6 protein-coding genes are annotated in these 16,939 nt (G+C 43.5%); 3 read left to right on the top strand and 3 right to left on the bottom strand.

Features of this window, described 5'->3' with window-relative positions; translation table 11 throughout:
- Nucleotides 1-18 precede the first annotated feature (18 nt).
- Together ACSX1A_RS09975 and ACSX1A_RS09970 are read right to left on the bottom strand one after the other, a co-directional pair.
- Nucleotides 19-1,299, bottom strand: coding sequence for an ABC transporter ATP-binding protein (locus tag ACSX1A_RS09975; RefSeq protein ID WP_439883485.1), 1,281 nt, complete (start codon nucleotides 1,297-1,299; stop codon nucleotides 19-21).
- Between the two features lie 33 nt (nucleotides 1,300-1,332).
- Nucleotides 1,333-2,184, bottom strand: a complete 852-nt coding sequence (locus ACSX1A_RS09970; protein WP_439883484.1) for an ABC transporter permease — start codon at nucleotides 2,182-2,184, stop codon at nucleotides 1,333-1,335.
- Nucleotides 2,185-3,019: 835 nt separating this feature from the next.
- Here ACSX1A_RS09970 and ACSX1A_RS09965 point away from each other — a divergent pair.
- The 3 genes from ACSX1A_RS09965 (at nucleotide 3,020) to ACSX1A_RS09955 (ending at nucleotide 8,820) form a co-directional block, all read left to right on the top strand.
- Nucleotides 3,020-4,723: a heparin lyase I family protein gene (locus ACSX1A_RS09965; protein ID WP_439883483.1), complete on the top strand. Its 1,704-nt coding sequence runs from the start codon at nucleotides 3,020-3,022 to the stop codon at nucleotides 4,721-4,723.
- Between the two features lie 1,067 nt (nucleotides 4,724-5,790).
- Nucleotides 5,791-7,158 carry an exopolysaccharide biosynthesis polyprenyl glycosylphosphotransferase gene (locus ACSX1A_RS09960; RefSeq protein WP_439883482.1) on the top strand — a complete coding sequence of 456 codons (1,368 nt, stop codon included), beginning with the start codon at nucleotides 5,791-5,793 and terminating at the stop codon, nucleotides 7,156-7,158.
- Nucleotides 7,159-7,179: 21 nt separating this feature from the next.
- Complete coding sequence (locus tag ACSX1A_RS09955) at nucleotides 7,180-8,820, top strand: hypothetical protein (protein WP_439883481.1); 1,641 nt, start codon at nucleotides 7,180-7,182, stop codon at nucleotides 8,818-8,820.
- Nucleotides 8,821-9,004: 184 nt separating this feature from the next.
- Here ACSX1A_RS09955 and ACSX1A_RS09950 read toward each other — a convergent pair whose 3' ends face one another.
- Nucleotides 9,005-16,702, bottom strand: a complete 7,698-nt coding sequence (locus tag ACSX1A_RS09950; protein WP_439883480.1) for a malectin domain-containing carbohydrate-binding protein — start codon at nucleotides 16,700-16,702, stop codon at nucleotides 9,005-9,007.
- Between the last annotated feature and the right edge of the window lie 237 nt (nucleotides 16,703-16,939).

Raw genomic sequence — 16,939 nt, 5'->3', positions numbered from 1 at the left:
TGATAGCATAAGTAAAGTTTAATAGAGTACTTTATTGGTCTGCTTTAATTCAAACGGGAATTTGGGTCTTACTGCGCCCCACCATTTGCCATACCACTTAATATCACCTCTATAATCCTGGAGATCAAACGACAGGCATTCTGAAAAGTCAAAAAGGGGCACCGAAGTGTCTTTAACAAATCCCAGCGAAATGTAATAGGAGCCATCGTTCAGGAAATTGCCCGGGATGGTACATTCGCCTTCTATGATCCCTTTCTTGGTTAGAGTAGGAGTAGATGGAAGGTCAAATACACACTCCCCGGTTGCTTTAAAAAGTAGAAGTCCTACACTCAGGTGAACTTCACTTTTCAGGCACCAGAACTGGAATTTGACTGTAAGCGGCGTTCTGATATCCATAGGGGCATCAGGGTCTGAAAGTATAGGTATTAGTTCAACATGCTTCATTCGGATCCAGTCATTACCTGGTGCTTCTTTGGGGTTTGCCCATGTTTGCCGTAGGTTGGTGTGTAGGGAACTGTTCAGGTAATTATTTATCACAGCGGAAACAGGGCCGAAAGCCTGCATTTTACCATGATCCAGCCATAGGGCTTTATCGCATAAGTTTTTTATAGCCTGCATGCTGTGGCTTACAAACAAGATCGTCCTTCCATCCGTCTGTGATACTTCCCTCATCTTACCAAGGCATTTTTTCTGGAAATCGGCATCTCCGACTGCCAACACTTCATCTACAATCAATATATCCGGCTCAAGGTGTGCTGCTACGGCAAAAGCAAGCCTCACATACATTCCGGAGGAATATCGCTTAACAGGTGTGTCTATAAACTTATCGACACCCGAAAATGCTACTATCTCATCAAACTTTCTGTTGATCTCAGTTTTGGTCATCCCCAATATGTAGCCGCTGATGTAAATGTTCTCACGCCCTGTCAGCTCCTGGTGAAAGCCTGTGCCTACTTCCAGTAAGCTACTTACTTTGCCTTTGCCTCTTACAACACCTTCTGTAGGGCGTGTGATCCTTGAAATTATCTTAAGAAGTGTCGACTTCCCTGATCCGTTACTACCTATTATGCCTATTGCTTCGCCATGGTGAACGTTAAAGCTCACATTTTGCAGGGCCAGAATTGATTCTTTGTTAACTGCGGTGGTATTATCGCCTTGCAGGTGAAAGTAAGGGTCGGTTTTTTTCAGAACAGAGGTGGTCCACCAGCGCTGCAGGTCACGGCGGAAGGTGCCGGTGCCGATGGTCCCCAGGCGGTACATCTTGTATAACTTTTCAACTTCTATTACAACTTCCGACATGCCAGGGTGATTTAAACATTATCGATTTATTATCTATACTATGTCTATTAGCCGATCTCCTTGTTTATTAAAAATCAATACGGAACCCACTAAAATAAGTATTGTAAACAGCAAGCTATATCCAACCTGAAGCAGGGTAACATAACCCTGCCCTAGTAAAGCCAGTCGGAATAGTTCAAAGAGGGGTGTAAGGGGATTAAGCAGTACTATCCACCGCCTGTTTTCCGGAATGGCGATCATAGGGTACAAAACAGGGGTTACAAACATTAGCAGCCTGACCCCAATCGATATCATATTAACCAGGTCTCGGTACTTGGCTGTAAGAACAGAGAAGAACATACCCATCCCTAGTCCGATGGCAGCTATAAACAATATGGATAGAGGTAAAGCCAGGAGCCAGGGAGTGAGTTGCAGCCTGAAATCAGTGAAAATAGAATAATAGGCAATGATCAGCAGGAATAACAGCAACTGTAGCAAAAATCGCATCATATAAGTACTCACGACAGAGAGCGGCATTATTATTCTTGGGAAATACACTTTACTGAACACCTGGGCATTTTCGCGAAAGGTAGTGGCAGTACCTGTAAAGCTATCGCTGAAGAAATTCCAAAGCACGATGCCGGAAGCATAAAAAACAACAGGTGGGATGGAACCAGTAGAAATACCAACCAGCTTATTGAAGACAAAAACATATGTTACTAAGGTTAAAATAGGCTGGAATAGTACCCACAATGGCCCTAACACAGTTTGTTGGTAGTTAAGCAGAAAATGCCGTCTCACTAATCCAGCTAATAAGAAACGGTACGACCACAACTCTTTGAGGCCATGGCTCCAGAAACTAGTACGGTTCGTAATTTCCCAATCCCATTTATTTGCTGTTGGCATACTTCAAAATTTTATGGTAAAGTAAATATTGTTACTAGTCTCATCTCATAAAAGTTTACCTAACTAGCTGATAAGATAGCTGATCTTTAAAGGGTATTATTAGTTGACAGTTAATAATAATATGCTTGCTTACAGCTGGTTACGATAGTGTTGCTCCTTTTAACTTTATCAAGAAGGCAGTTTATACATTATTGGCAAGTCTAGTGGTGACCTGGCAATATTAATTGTGTACACGCTATACTTAACAAGTACAAACAGCCGTTTTTATACAACCAGCTTTTAGGGTGAGGATAATTCAATTTCCATTTCTTAAATGAGAAGTCCTTCTTATTTCTTTGGTTTGAGTTAAAAGTTGTAATTATCGCTTTTCACCTTAACATCTGATAAAGATAGAGTTGTGAATATAATTGCAGGAAATGTTCAATTAGGGTTTTGTATTTAAATAAGTAGATATATTACTTATGGAGTTCCACACTTTGTAGAAAATAGTAATTTAAAAAGAGGTTGTGGTTTATTTTGAAGTATTTTAAGAAAAATCTTGTGAAGAGTTTTTAATTCTGAATTCAACCCCTTTATATTTGTGACATCCTGTTAGATGAAATGTACAAGTTTAAGCTAACCGGATCACTACTTAAATTAATGTTTAATTGTATTGAAATTTAGTGTTTTATGATGAGTGTAGTAGATAGTGTAAGTAGAGAAATAGACAATCATAATTATATTTTAATCAATTCTTAAATCCAAAATCCCATCTATTGCTTTAAATATTAAAAAACTAATATTGCAAGCAATAAGAAAATTAACCTTATTCAAATTTCACCTTTTAGCCAAAGAAATGAAATCCAATTTTCGTAATTTATTAATGCCCCTTTTAGTAGGTGCAATTGCAGTTTCTTGTGAAAAAAAAGAACTAGAGGAGGTAACTCCAAATCAATCATTAACTTCTGAAGTAAGCAGCCTGGCAACATCTTCCAACATATTGTTCGAAGAAACATTTGAGGGTAGCGATATATTTTCAGGTATCAGAGAGCAGTTTGGTACTAGTTACGCTTTTGGCGTAGCATCTAAGCCTACCTATGGCGGAAGCAAGTCTGGCCGTTTCGAACTGCGTGATACAGACCCGATTACAAGTGGTGGTACAAGATCGGAAGTATTATTCCCAGCTCAGGATAATTCTGACAGATGGTATGCATTCTCGCTTTACCTTCCTTCTTCTGAATGGCAGTCAGACAGAAAGCAGGATATGATTTGCCAGTGGCACCAGGGTGGTGGTAAAAACCCATCTTCATCTATCAGAATTATAAATGATAAGCTTTTATATGATGTAAGAACAGAACCAAGTAGCCCTAAGAGATTTGATTTAGGTTCAGTTCTAAAAGACCAGTGGCAAACATTTGTAGTTCATGTTAAGCATTCACATAACTCTGATGGTCTTGTTGAAATCTGGCATAACGGAAAGAAAGTAGTTAATTATGCCGGAGGAAACGGTTATGATTCAAGCTTTGAATCTCCAAGATGGAAATTAGGTATCTATAAGTCTGACTGGAACTACGAAGAAACAACTGATACAAAGAAGAGAGTTCTTTACTATGATGAGATCAGAATGGGTAATGAGCGCGCTTCTCTAGCAGAAATGACACCTAGAACTTCAACTACATCTTCAACTACATCTTCAACTACTACGCCAACTACATCAACTGCTACTACTAACACGCAGGATGTAACATTGACTTTGGTAAATGCTGATACAGATCAGGATATTCAGGTGCTGGGTAACGGAGCAACAATTAACTTAGCTACTTTGCCAACAAAGAACTTAAATATTCGTGCAACTTCAGGTTCATCTGATGTAAATAGTGTTGTGTTTAACCTGTCAGGCGCTCAGAGTAAGTCTGTAACCGAAAACAGGCAACCATTTGCTCTTGCAGGTGATAACATGAAAGGCGATTACTATGCCTGGACACCAGTTGTAGGTAGCTATAGCATCAAGGCTTCGGCATTCTCTTCATCAAATGGTGGCGGTACTTCCCTTGGATCTTCTACAGTATCATTTACAGTTACAAACCAAACAGCTACAAGTGCCAGCTATAGCATACTTACAAATGCTGGTGGTGCAAAGCTGGTAGATAGCAAATCACGTACATGGTCTGCAGATGCAAATTTCTCGGGAGGTGTTACTAGCTCAAAGTCAATCAGTGTTTCAAATACTTCTGACGATGCACTTTATGCTAACTACCGATATGCATCAAACGGAAATACTTTCAGTTATGATGTTCCTGTTAGCCAGTCTGGTAACTACACAGTTAAACTACACTTTGTTGAGCCATACTTCAAGAGCTCTCAGTCAAGAGTTTTCAATGTAAGCCTGGAAGGTCAGCAAAAGATCAGCAACTATGATATCTATGCTGCTGTTGGCTTTGGTACATCAGTCGTGAAAACAATCACAGATGTTGCTGTAACTGACGGAAAACTAAACATTGATTTCACTTCTGTAAAGAACAACGCGATCATTTCAGGAATTGAGATTATCAAGCAGTAGGGTTTCAAAGTAAAACAGTCTGCTACTAAAGCTTATTTTAAAAGGTAGCTTACAGTAACAAACAGTTCTTGAAAAAAGGCGGCGCGGGAAATTCCCGCGCCGCCTTTTTTTATAATTACTTACTAAACTACTTCTTAAAACATGCTCTGAAACGAGGTGTATACTTTGGTATTAATTATAAAGAAAACTTTCAGTTATTTGATTCCCAATAAAAAGATAGCTGGCCTGAAACCCGTAACATAGGGTGAATATTGACAGGAGTTCAACAGGTTAAAAAGGCCTTATAAAGCGTATTTATTGATATTGGTACTGCCTTAAAAATATCAATAAATAATAACTAAATCTGTTAAATATTCCATTCACCTTCATTTTATATCCATTGCCTAATAATATCAGAATACGGCATCTTAATAAGTCGAAGTAAAGTAAATTTAGTTATAACATATTAATAAACGATATAGTCGATCAAAGATATAAATATAACCAATTTCATTAAAAACGATCACCCATGAAGAGAGCACCCCAGCACGTTAACTTCAAGAGCAACGATTAAAATACGTATGAATTTGATTTGTAACCAACTTTTTAAACTTTAAAACTATGGCAAATAAATACTTCTGAACAAATAAAACTGTAATTGTATGTTCTGTAATTATAACTGTTAGTTATTAACTTCTGGCAACCACAACTAACGCAATACTCCAATAAATTTAAGAATAGAGGAGTAAGTTGCACTGGGTTTTCCTTGACTCTTGCATTCTAATCAAGGTTGCTATACAGCAAACATACATTCCTGTAATTTCTTATTGTACCCATCCCTATTGTGTTCTACTATGGGCACCCTATACAGATACATCACCCGCTGCAACTACAGTGAGTCTTAATTGAGATTCAGTATTTGTTCTTACACCTTGACTGAAAATGTTATTGCTGATCATCAAAAAGTATGATGCTCTATAGCAAGTATACTTCCAACACGGAAGCCTCATAAGTTCCTTTTAAGTCGGAGTAGGGCAATAGCTGATAGCTGCTTTAATATTTAATAATTTATATTTTGAATATAAGTGATGATAAAGTCAAAGCCCAAATTCCCTGATATTTTACTAGGTGGTGATATTATAGCCCTACTACTCATAGCTTTCTTTTCGGTGTATCTTATTAATAATAGAGTAAATGCAAATGTTGATTGGTTGCTTTTACCGCCAGTTGCAATGCTTTGGCTTATTTTTAGCAACAGGAAGGAGATTTTTAGAAGAAACCTGCTTTCACAAAAAGGTTCGAGGTTTGTTAGTTTTATGTTTTCCGTAACTGCATTAGTATGTATATCCTCTCTTATTCTTTACTTATATCCTGAGTTAAATTTTGATAGAAATCTTATCGTCTTTTTCATAGTGGGAGTTCCTCTTCTTGGAGTATCCGTTAATTATCTCTTGTTAAACGTAGTTGACCGGTTTAAACACCTGGATCATGAGAAGAAGTACACCCTGGTGGCTGGCGTAGGGAATCTTGCGGCAGACGTAGAGAAGCAACTTGATGGATGCGAAATCAAAGGTTTCATAAAATGTAAAAATGAAGAGTGCCTGGTAAGGCAGGACAGAGTTATCGGTGAAGTCGAATCAATTCATGAATATTTAAAGAATAATTCTGTAGATGAGATCGTTATCGCCATCCCAATCAAATTACCTAAAAAAATAAGAAACGTATTGCAAGCTGCTGATTACCACGGAATAAGAGTGAAGTATATTCCTGACTACCAAAGCGTTTTTGGCAAGCACTACCGTACAAAACGACTCGGTAAAATAGAAGCAGTAAATGTTCGGGAGTTTCCTTTAGACGCTACTTACTCATCTTTCATTAAAAACAGTTTTGACAAGATTTTCTCATTACTTGTTCTGCTGTTTTTTATGCCTGTTTTCCTGGTATTAGCTATCCTGATTAAGCTTGACTCTCCGGGTCCAGTATTTTATTGCCCTATCAGGATCGGGAAAGCTGGAAAACCTTTCAGAGTGTTTAAGTTTAGAAGTATGCGGGAAAACGATGAAGTTTCAGGAGGATTGCGCTCTACAGAGAAAAATGATCCAAGAATAACAGCAATAGGTAAATTCATGAGGAAGTATAGCCTGGATGAAATGCCGCAGTTCTTGAATGTACTATTAGGAAGTATGAGTGTTGTTGGACCACGGCCCCATCGAAGTTATCTTAACCAGCAATTTCAAGCCAGCGAGGATAAGTACATGATCAGGCATTACTTTAAGCCAGGCATTACAGGTTGGGCACAGGTAAATGGTTGGAGAGGCCCGACAGAAACGAAAGAGCAAAAAAGGCAACGTACGCTACACGATATCTGGTATATGGAGAACTGGTCATTATCGCTAGACATAAAAATAATTTTAATGACAGTTTTTAGCAGAAAAGCGCATAAGGCTGCGTTCTAGCAGTATAGTTGTACCCTTTTGATGATGCTAACCGGATACAGATCGATAGCAGGATCGTTACTTATCGTCTTCTCTTGCTGCAGCTCCTTGTTGTACACTACAGGAGTTGACAAGCGGAGTACATCCACTATATATCAATTAAAAGTTACTGACCAGCCACCCAGGCTGGTTAAGTTGACGAGGGATGACCATTTGGTTTATGAAATGTATGCCAATGAGGGGGAGAGCGACAGGATTAATAGGATTCCGGATTTCTCTTACGCTGGGTACAAGGGTGGAGGTGTTTCTTTGCCTCAGGTTGCCGTGAAAAAAATTTTAACTTCTATACCCGGAGACAATCATAAACAAATTCAGGATGCCATTGATGAGGTGAGCAGTTTGCCTCCGGATAGTGATGGCCTGAGAGGTAAAATACTCCTGAAAGCAGGTGTTTACCATGTAGATGGTACAATAAGTATCAAGGCCAGTGGGGTGGTGTTAGCGGGTGAAGGGCAGGATGAAAACGGCACTGTGTTAGTTGCAACTAAAAGGTCTAAGCATATTTTTATCAAAGTAGGAAGTAGATCCGAAGAACCTCGTAAGCTTGACTATACCATGACTCCGGTTACATCCGATTATGTACCCACGGGTAGTACTGTTTTAAGCATAGGATCAGTGTCCGGTTACAACATAGGAGATACCATAGTTATTCAAAAAACCCCGAATGAAGAGTGGGTAAAGCAGCTCGACATGGGTCAGTATGGCTGGACTCCTGAAACATACCAGATTCCTCATGAACGCATTATCTCAGCAATTAAAGGTAACCAGATCACAGTAAATATACCGCTGGTTGATCCTATTAAAAAGAAGGATGGAGGCGGGCTGATCTATAAAATTGTTACCAACCGAAACACAAAACAGTCTGGTGTGGAAAATGTCAGGCTCCAATCTGTTTATGATCATAACGAGGATGAACAGCATGCCTGGTTCGGAATCAAGTTAGAGATGTCAGAGAATTGCTGGGTTAAAAATGTTACTTGCTTGTATTTTGGATTTTCAGCTGTAACAATCGATAAAAATTCGGCTTATAATACAGTAGAGGATTGTGCCATGCTTGACCCCAAAGCGAAGACAGAAGGTGCCAGAAAATATTCCTTTAACATCCAATCAGGCAGTTTTAATTTATTTCAGCGGTGCTATACCCGTGGCGGCCGTCATGATTTTGTGACCGGTCCAAGGGTTACAGGCCCAAATGTTTTTTTAGACTGCTATGCTGCAGACGCAAAGTCTGATATTGGTCCGCATCACCGTTGGGCTACCGGAACTTTATTCGATAATGTACAGGGGCAGAACATTCGCGTGCGAAACAGGAAAAGCAGTGGGAGCGGGCATGGCTGGGCAGGTGCTCAAACGATGGTATGGAACTGTATAAGCACATCACCAAAAGGAATGACTGTAGAGAGCCCGGAAGGATGTATGAACTGGGTAATTGGAGGAGAAGCTAAGCAGTTGTCAGGGAACGGGTATCATGAGCTATTGGGTAAGCAGGTAATGCCAAGGAGCCTGTACCTGGCACAGCTGCAAAACCGCCTGGGGCATGCGGCTCTCTTACATGTAACTACTGCCTCTCAACGAAAGGGAGTAATCTATGCTGAACTTGTTGATTGGGCTGGAGAGCACTAAAAAACGATTAGCTGCTGCAGTTTAAGCTAATGACTGCCTATGTACTAGTATTACTGATCAGAATTGTTAAAACCAACCTCATACTTCACTCAAATATCGAAGTCTAAGTATAAGTAAAGTAAAGAGAAAGCCAAACCATATAGAATGGTTTGGCTTTCTCTTTACTTTACTTATAAATCTGATCTTAGTTTACCACCAGCTTTGTTGTCATAACTCCGGATGGGGCTATCACCCTGATCAGGTAAACGCCACGGTTCAGTGGGTTCTCAACAAGCACTTCCTTATTGCAGGCGCCGTTGCTATCAGTTTCAGCAGATGTAGTTGTAATCAATCGCCCGGCCATATCATACATGGCAATTTTAACCTGCTCATCCTTTTTAAAGTTTGTTAGCTCTACAAAGAATGTACCGCCTGATCTGCTTGGATTTGGATGAACCCGCAGACTGCGTCCATCGTCCATCGTTATACCTTCTTCAAGCATATTGAGAGTGCTCAGAGCCGTAGTTTGGCTACCCGAAGAGGCTTTATAAATCTCTAACCCCGCAATTGCTACCCTGTTTACCGTAGGAGTGAACTTGATATTCAGGTTTCCGTCTGATACACTGATCTCAAAATCTTTAACCAAAGCAGACCGGTAACCAACTTCACTGAATATATCAAACCCGGCTAGCTTAAGTTGATTCTCCATAATGATGTGGAATACCCTGGCTGCTTCCGCCGAGAAATAGTTCTCTACGAAGTGCATGCGAACCATGTAATTACCGTTAGGCAGTGGAATGGAGTAACGGGTTTCTGCCAGGTCAGTTGAGGCTGACAAGTAAGTCTTATACAGTACATCGTCATCGGTACATGAAATTGGTCCGGAAACTACCTGTTTGTCTAGTTTAATCGAACCCTGCCTGTAAGCTGCATCCGCTTCCCAGGTGTTGCCCGCTATGTTCACAGAACCATCAGAACCGCCTTTTATCCTCTTAACTGCACTTATAACAGAGGTAGAATTATCAGCAATTCCGTACAGTGGCACACGTAACGGAGACTCTGCACTGTTGAAGTAAACAAGTAAGGCGGCGTTTTTCAGGCCCTGGCTCTTAGGCTGAAACTTAACAGTAGCATTGATATAGTTCTGTGTCGCTAAAGTGGTTGCAGCTATGCCTGTAACACTAAATTCATCTGCATTAGGGCCGGAAATGGTAGCTTTTTGTATTTGCACCATCGGGTCACCGGAGCCGCCTGAGTTGATGAGTTTAACTGTCATCGTTTTGCTTGAACCTATAACGGCAGACCCTAGTGAGGCGGCTGAAGGTACAGCTGCAAAGATCGGATAGTTAGCTGAACCAGACTCCGGCTTAACATTACTTATAAAATACAAGTTATCCTGGTAGTCATAGTTCGTGACATCACTGCCTATGTAGTCATGGCCAATGATATATGCATTCGGTATCACGTTTCCGTTTGAATCGACAGCCTTCCAGATACGCAAACCTATTTTGCCCTCCGAGTTCCTTGATCTTTCTGTATACTGCTTGTGTACTCTTATACCGAATGCTCCGTCAGGGTTTGACGATGATGTAGGTGGTGAGAAAGATCCGCCCGCAACCTGTGTTGTTGATCCTTGCTTATAAGGCAGTAAAGACTGTCCGTAAAGCGGGTCATGAGTAACAATGGTTTTCTCAGCTTTACTGGCCTTGTCATACCATCGTATTGTTTCAGTGGCAGAGCAGCAGCCGTGATAGGCAGCCATTTGTACTACTGTTACAGGTCTGGTATTATCTGCTTTTACAAAGAAAGAAGTAGCAATCTCATCTGAGTTCGGTACGATGCTTTCCCCGTTTATAGAACCATCATCATGCTGGAAGCCTGTCCTTGACTTCATGCCAAATGCATTGATGATTTCAAAGGCATATGGTTCGTTATTACCTTCGCCTTTTCGTTGCCACAAGCCGTGTAAAACCACCTTTTTATAAGGTGTCTTATCGTCGTTCGACCGGATATACAAGGTGTCAGTTACCACTTTAACTCTGCTAGCCAGGTCCTGTGCGGTAAACTCAATTAGTGCATCGGCTGAAGAACCCGGGTTTATACTTAACGGTAAAGCTGAGCCACTGTAGTTTGAGCCATTAAGCTGGTCAATTTTCCAGTTTGTTGTGTTAGACAACGATAGGCTGCTTATCACTAAAGTATTATTCCCCTGGTTACTGATTTTCAGATGGATCTTGTTATGATTCTCATTATATGGCGTTACCGGATCAGTTCGGCGCCACGGTATTTGTATCAAAGAGAAAGACAAACGATCGTTGGCAAAAAAGCCGTCTGGGTTCTGAAGCACCATATAGGTGTCGTTTTTGGTTGCTTTAACGATCTTAAAGCTGGTGACTGCCGTGATTGTCTCATTATTGCTCTTATCAACAGCCTTAGCCCGTACAGTGTAATCGCCGAGTTGCGTAAGCCTTATTGGAGAAGTGTAAGTTGTATATGCACCTCCGTTCAGACTGTATTGTACAGAAGCTAAGCCTCCCTGGTCTGAGGCGTCAACTGCAACTGTAACTTCGTTGGCGTATACACCCGGTGACTGTAAGCTACCTGAAAGGTTTACAGCGACAACAGGTGGTGTGGTGTCCTCGCCAGGAGTAGGCGTTGTACCTCCAACTATCTCTATGGCAGAAACAATGGCATTGTCTTTTATAGAAGAAAAGTCGATGTTTAATGTTCCATCTGAAACGGTTACTCCTTCAAAGGTCTTAACCACAGCCGTTGCCGCACCATTTTGGGCAAATATGTCGAAGTTACTCAGCACACGCTGCCCTTCTACATCCACATTAAATACCCTTCTGCCAGCAGAACCTGTGCCACCACCAGGTGCACCAAAGTAGGGCTCCATAAAGTGAAGCTTTATAGTATAAGTGCCAGCACTGAGCTGTACATTATAACTGAACGGAGCTCCTGAAGAAGCATAACGGTAGGTCAGGTAAAGGGCATCGTCAGAAGTGCCGGCTACGTCAAATGATTTGGACGAAGTAACTCCACCGGCAAAACCAGCATCAGCCGCCCAGGTGCGGGACTGGGTGTCTTTGTACTGAGGACCGCCAGCGTTGATAAGCTTGGCTGTGGTTTCTGTAGATGGAGGAGTGCCGCTGTCTGTAGCCCGTAGCAGGGTGATCCGTGGTTGTCCGTCCCCGTTTCCGTCAAAGTACTCTGAGATGTACAGGTTACCATTGCGCACATCCTCAATTACATCTAGTGGGTTTGCAAAAGGGCGTCGTAAGCCAGGAACAGCTGAACCTTCTGTGGCCCGGATGATATCCGGATTGCTTGTGCCAGGCTCCAACACAATGATGTCATCTCCACCGCTGAAGCGGCACACTAGCAGTTTTCCACGGAGTTTACCACCAAAAGCGCTGTTTTTATACTCAATCACGCCGTTAGGTGATTTATTTAAGCCGAAATCAAAGGCCCATCCTTTATAGTTTGGCTCTACTTTGGTGCCTGTTGGGTAGCCGTAGGTCTTGCCGCCTGCGGTCCAGGTTACTTCGCCAGGATCAGCACCAGAGGTTGGGTTACCACCGTTCATGATATATTCGTGGCGCAGCACGTTAGGATGGCCGTAGTAACCGCCCTTAATAATGCGGAAGAGGTAATCACTTTGCGTATCCCGTACGTCCGTCATTGCCGGAATGTCAGGGCCTGTATAGGTTTGGCCATTAGACCATACTGTACCTGATTTAAGAGCAGGAGTATTACCACCGGCTGCAGATCCATTTGTAGGCACGTACAATTGCCCGTTGGAGTGCCAAACCAGGTCGTAAGCATTGCGCACACCTGATGCATAGATTGTTAAAGCCGCACTTGATGAGTAAGGGTTATAGGAGCCTCCTTCCTCAGTCTTGGCATTGATTGGCAGCGACTGCTGCCGTGCTTTTGCTATATCCAGCCGCAATACACATGCGTTAAGTAAGCGCTCTGGCCGGTAAGCCCAGGCTGCATCTGGTGCCCCCATGGCCGTGTTACTACCCTGCAGGAAGTATAATGCTCCATCTGGTCCAAAGTCTATACCATTGGTAGCGTGATCTTTGTAAGATCGTGGCAGGTTAACCACGTAATCTGTTACCTGTGGGTTAGATGTAGAACTGAGGTCCACACGCGACACCTTGCCGCTCCAGTCAGGGGCATCCACAAACTCTGGTGCCGAGTGGCTGATCCAGGCTACTAAATTTGTAGCCGTTGCAGAAGGGTCAAAACGAAGTCCGATCAGCAGGCGCCTGGTGGAGCCGAAAGGAGAAATGGTGACGTGATTTGAAAGTGTGCCATCTGATTTGATGTCCCATCTTTCAATTTTACCACCGGAAGTGGCAGCATACAAGCGGTTATCTGGTCCGATCACAAGTGTGGTAAAGCCGTCGGAGCCAAAGGTGTTATCTACCAGGATCTGCTCAGTAAAGGATACCCCAGACAGGTCGGTTGGTGTGTCTTCTTTAGATGCAGCTGTAGTGAAACTTGAGGTAAACGGTACCATCATATAGCCATTGCCATCTTTTACCTTATCGCTGATATTAAACTCATAAGTTGTGTTTAGTGCCAGGGTGGCTGTAAGTGTGATGGCATCACCGGCTGCCGTTGCATTTACGGCTGTACCAGTAACCTCAGTTTTTTGAGTGCCGGATACCTTGTAAAGTTTTACAGTACTTGTGTTCACGGTGTTACCATCCAATGACCTGCCGCTAGGATATGCCACGTCCACTGAAACAGATTGGCTTAAAGGCACGCTTATCTGCCCATCTGCTGGGCGCACAGCCGTTACATAAGGTCTTAACCCTTCTTCATAACTGGCAACCTCCAGCGTAATGAGCAGTTCGGCCGTCGTATAGCCTGCAGCTGTTGCACGTACCGTGGCCACATAAGTACCTACTGGAAGTGCAGTTGCATTAATGGTAAACATAACTTCGTTGCCCGAAGAGCCTAAGGCATAAGTAGCGCCATTAGCAGGTGAAAGTATCTTGCCGCCGTAAAGTAACCAGGATGGAGCATTTGTACCTCCAGCCTCAGTTGCAGTCAGTTGAACGCTAACAGGATCTTCGTCTGAGTTGTTGAGGTTTACTTTTAAGTCTTTTTGCTGCCCACTTGGTACGTTTGCAGTTAGGGAAGTAGGTGTGAAAAGTAGTGTCTGTGTACCAGGGTCAGTTATAGTTCCACCTAGTATTTCAATAGCTGAAATAATAGCATTGTCAGTTATGGAAGTGAAGTCGAGGGAGAGGGCTCCGTCTGTCACGCTGACGCCGGTGAAGGTCTCAACGGCCGCTGTGGCCGCCCCGTACTTGGCAAAGATGTCGTAGTTGGAGAGCACGCGCTGGCCCTCCATGTCCACATGGAAAAGGCGCTTGCCTGCCGCCCCGTCCCTGCCGCCGGGTGCTCCGTACCAGGGTTCTACAAAGTGAAGACGGACGGTGTAAGTGCCTGCTGCCAGGGGCACGCTGTAACTGAAAGGCGCCCCGGCATCTGCGTAGCGGTAGGCCAGGTAGAGGTCATCGTCGGTCGTGCCGGCCACCTCAAAGGACTTGGTCTTGACAATGCCGCCGGTAGCGCCTGCATCGGCTGACCAGGTGCGGGACTGGGCATCCGTGTACTGCCCGCCACCCGCATTAAGGAGCTTGGAGGCAGTCGGCGTTTGGGTTTGTACAAAATTAGCGGTTATTGTCTTATTGGCGTCCATTGTCAGTGACAGCGGAGTTACCGAACCGGAGGCATCACCGCTCCAACCTGCGAAGTAATAGCCGGTAGCAGGCGCTGCAGTAAGCATTACCTCCGTACCAGCGGCATAACTGGTTTGATTGGGTGAGCTTGTCACGGAGCCACTGCCAGTAGTATTCACTGTCAGTGTATAGCTTTCTGAGGTAGCGTTTCCACCTAGTATTTCAATAGCTGAAATAATGGCATTGTCAGTTATGGAAGTGAAGTCGAGGGAGAGGGCTCCGTCGGTCACGCTGACGCCGGTGAAGGTCTCAACGGCCGCTGTGGCCGCCCCGTACTTGGCAAAGATGTCGTAGTTGGAGAGCACGCGCTGGCCCTCCATGTCCACATGGAAAAGGCGCTTGCCTGCCGCCCCGTCCCTGCCGCCGGGTGCTCCGTACCAGGGTTCCACAAAGTGAAGGCGGACGGTATAAGTGCCTGCTGCCAGGGGCACGCTGTAACTGAAAGGCGCCCCGGCATCTGCGTAGCGGTAAGCCAGGTAGAGGTCATCGTCTGTCGTGCCGGCCACCTCAAAGGACTTGGTCTTGACAATGCCGCCGGTAGCGCCTGCGTCGGCTGACCAGGTGCGGGACTGGGCATCCGTGTACTGCCCGCCACCAGAGTTGATGAGCTTGGAGGCAGTTGAGGGCGGTGGAGGAGGCGGAGGTGTACTGGTCCCGTCTTGAACAGTAAAGTTTATAGTAAGTGCAGTACCGGGAGTTCCTGTTCCTTGAGAGGCAGTGTATGGGGTAGCTTTGAAAGTATAGCTGCCTACTGTAGGCGTCCAACTATAATAGTCTCCGTTCCTGTCATCTCCATAAAAAGCATAGGGAAGTATACTTTCAGTTACAGTTTTACTCTCTGCTCCTGTCAGCTCCATCACCACACTTCCTACCGTTCCCGGACTTGTATTAGCCCTGATATTTAAGTTTTTAGTTGGTAAAGTTGAGAAGTCCAACACTGCCCCGGTAGTTAATGTTTGTATGTCCTGCTCGGTATCAGCATTGATCAAAGTAAGGGAACTGACGGACTGCTGGCTAGAAGTTGAGCCTCCCGGGGTACCTTCATAAGTAGTGCTGGAGCTGGACCCTCCCGTATAGTATATATTTCCGCCTAATATGCCTGCAACTCCTGAAAAGCGGCTTTGTGGCAGTGGCGTCAGGTTTTCCCAGGTATTAGTGGCAGGAGAATATGCAGATACCATATTTGTATGGCCTGTTTTATGCACAGTTTCACCTCCCAGCACCAATATTCTGCTTCCAATTACTACTGCAGAATTTGAAATGTGTCCCCGGCCGGTGGCACCAGAAGGTACTGGTAAATCGGCCATTTTAGTCCAGGTATCAGTTGCGGGGTCATAGCGGTGCACATCCTTTTGCGCAACCAAGGCATCATCATGCCCACTCTGCCCCCCTATGAAATAGATCTTTCCATCATAAACAGCTGACCCCGCGTGCTGCCTGGGGTTTGGCAGAGGTGCTAATGTTTTCCATCCTGCAGTTAAATTGTTCAAATCCAGTACATACTGATTTCCCAGGTCTGCTGTTCTGGATGAGTTTGTACCGGCAATATGATAAAGTTTGCCATTGAGATACTCTAGCTGACCCGCTGATATTGTAATCGGCAGGTCTGGCAGTCGGGTATAACGGTTTTCACTAACGATGTATTTCCAAACTTCTTTTGTGCCGAATATCTGTCCGGTACCTGCAGTGTTTGAGGTATAGCCACCGGCAAAGTAAATGTCTTTTCCATCTGTTGTAAATCCTGCGTGGGTTACACCACCGTAATTAGTGCCATTCATTGGAGGCATAGAAGCTATAGCCGACCATTTATTTGTTACCGGATCATACATATAAGCACGACTGGTAGGGGTACAGCATGGCTTTTGGCTGTCGAAACCGCCAAAAGTGTATAGCTTACCATTTACCACTTCGCCTTGAGCTTCGCTGACACTATATGGTTGGCTTGCAGCAGTAGCCCATGCTATTGTTGTAAATTCCTGGGCGGTTTGTACGGTGCTTTTACTTTCAAAAGGGTTTGCTGAGGGAGCCTTTGCAAAAACTAAATTCTCATTAAAATATGTACATACAGCCAATAATGTCAGCCACAAAAAGTCTTTTTTAATCTTAGCTAAGAAATGAGAGGTAAAAGTTGTTTTCATAATATTGGTTTTGGGGTGTAATGGTCCTGGACTTAAATTTTGAATACAGTAATGGCAACAATCAATTATGGCTGCGCATCATAGTGGCAGAGATATGCTTTTAAACATCAGGGGGGGCAGGAGGTATGCATGACTATTTATAGTAAATATTATATACATTCCACAGTAGATATTGTGCAAAAAAAATATATTAAAGTTACATACCTATTTATACGTTTTAAGGCGGCATGCAATCTT

It is taken from the genome of Pontibacter sp. MBLB2868, from assembly GCF_051904785.1.
Taxonomy (GTDB): domain Bacteria; phylum Bacteroidota; class Bacteroidia; order Cytophagales; family Hymenobacteraceae; genus Pontibacter.
This window is presented reverse-complemented; position numbering and strand designations above follow the sequence as displayed.

Excerpts from the sequence above, each read along its gene's own strand:
- ACSX1A_RS09975 (WP_439883485.1), bottom strand. The coding sequence starts at position 1,299 with ATGTCGGAAGTTGTAATAGAAGTTGAAAAGTTATACAAGATGTACCGC.
- ACSX1A_RS09970 (WP_439883484.1), bottom strand. The coding sequence starts at position 2,184 with ATGCCAACAGCAAATAAATGGGATTGGGAAATTACGAACCGTACTAGT.
- ACSX1A_RS09965 (WP_439883483.1), top strand. The coding sequence starts at position 3,020 with ATGAAATCCAATTTTCGTAATTTATTAATGCCCCTTTTAGTAGGTGCA.
- ACSX1A_RS09960 (WP_439883482.1), top strand. The coding sequence starts at position 5,791 with ATGATAAAGTCAAAGCCCAAATTCCCTGATATTTTACTAGGTGGTGAT.
- ACSX1A_RS09955 (WP_439883481.1), top strand. The coding sequence starts at position 7,180 with ATGATGCTAACCGGATACAGATCGATAGCAGGATCGTTACTTATCGTC.
- ACSX1A_RS09950 (WP_439883480.1), bottom strand. The coding sequence starts at position 16,702 with ATGAAAACAACTTTTACCTCTCATTTCTTAGCTAAGATTAAAAAAGAC.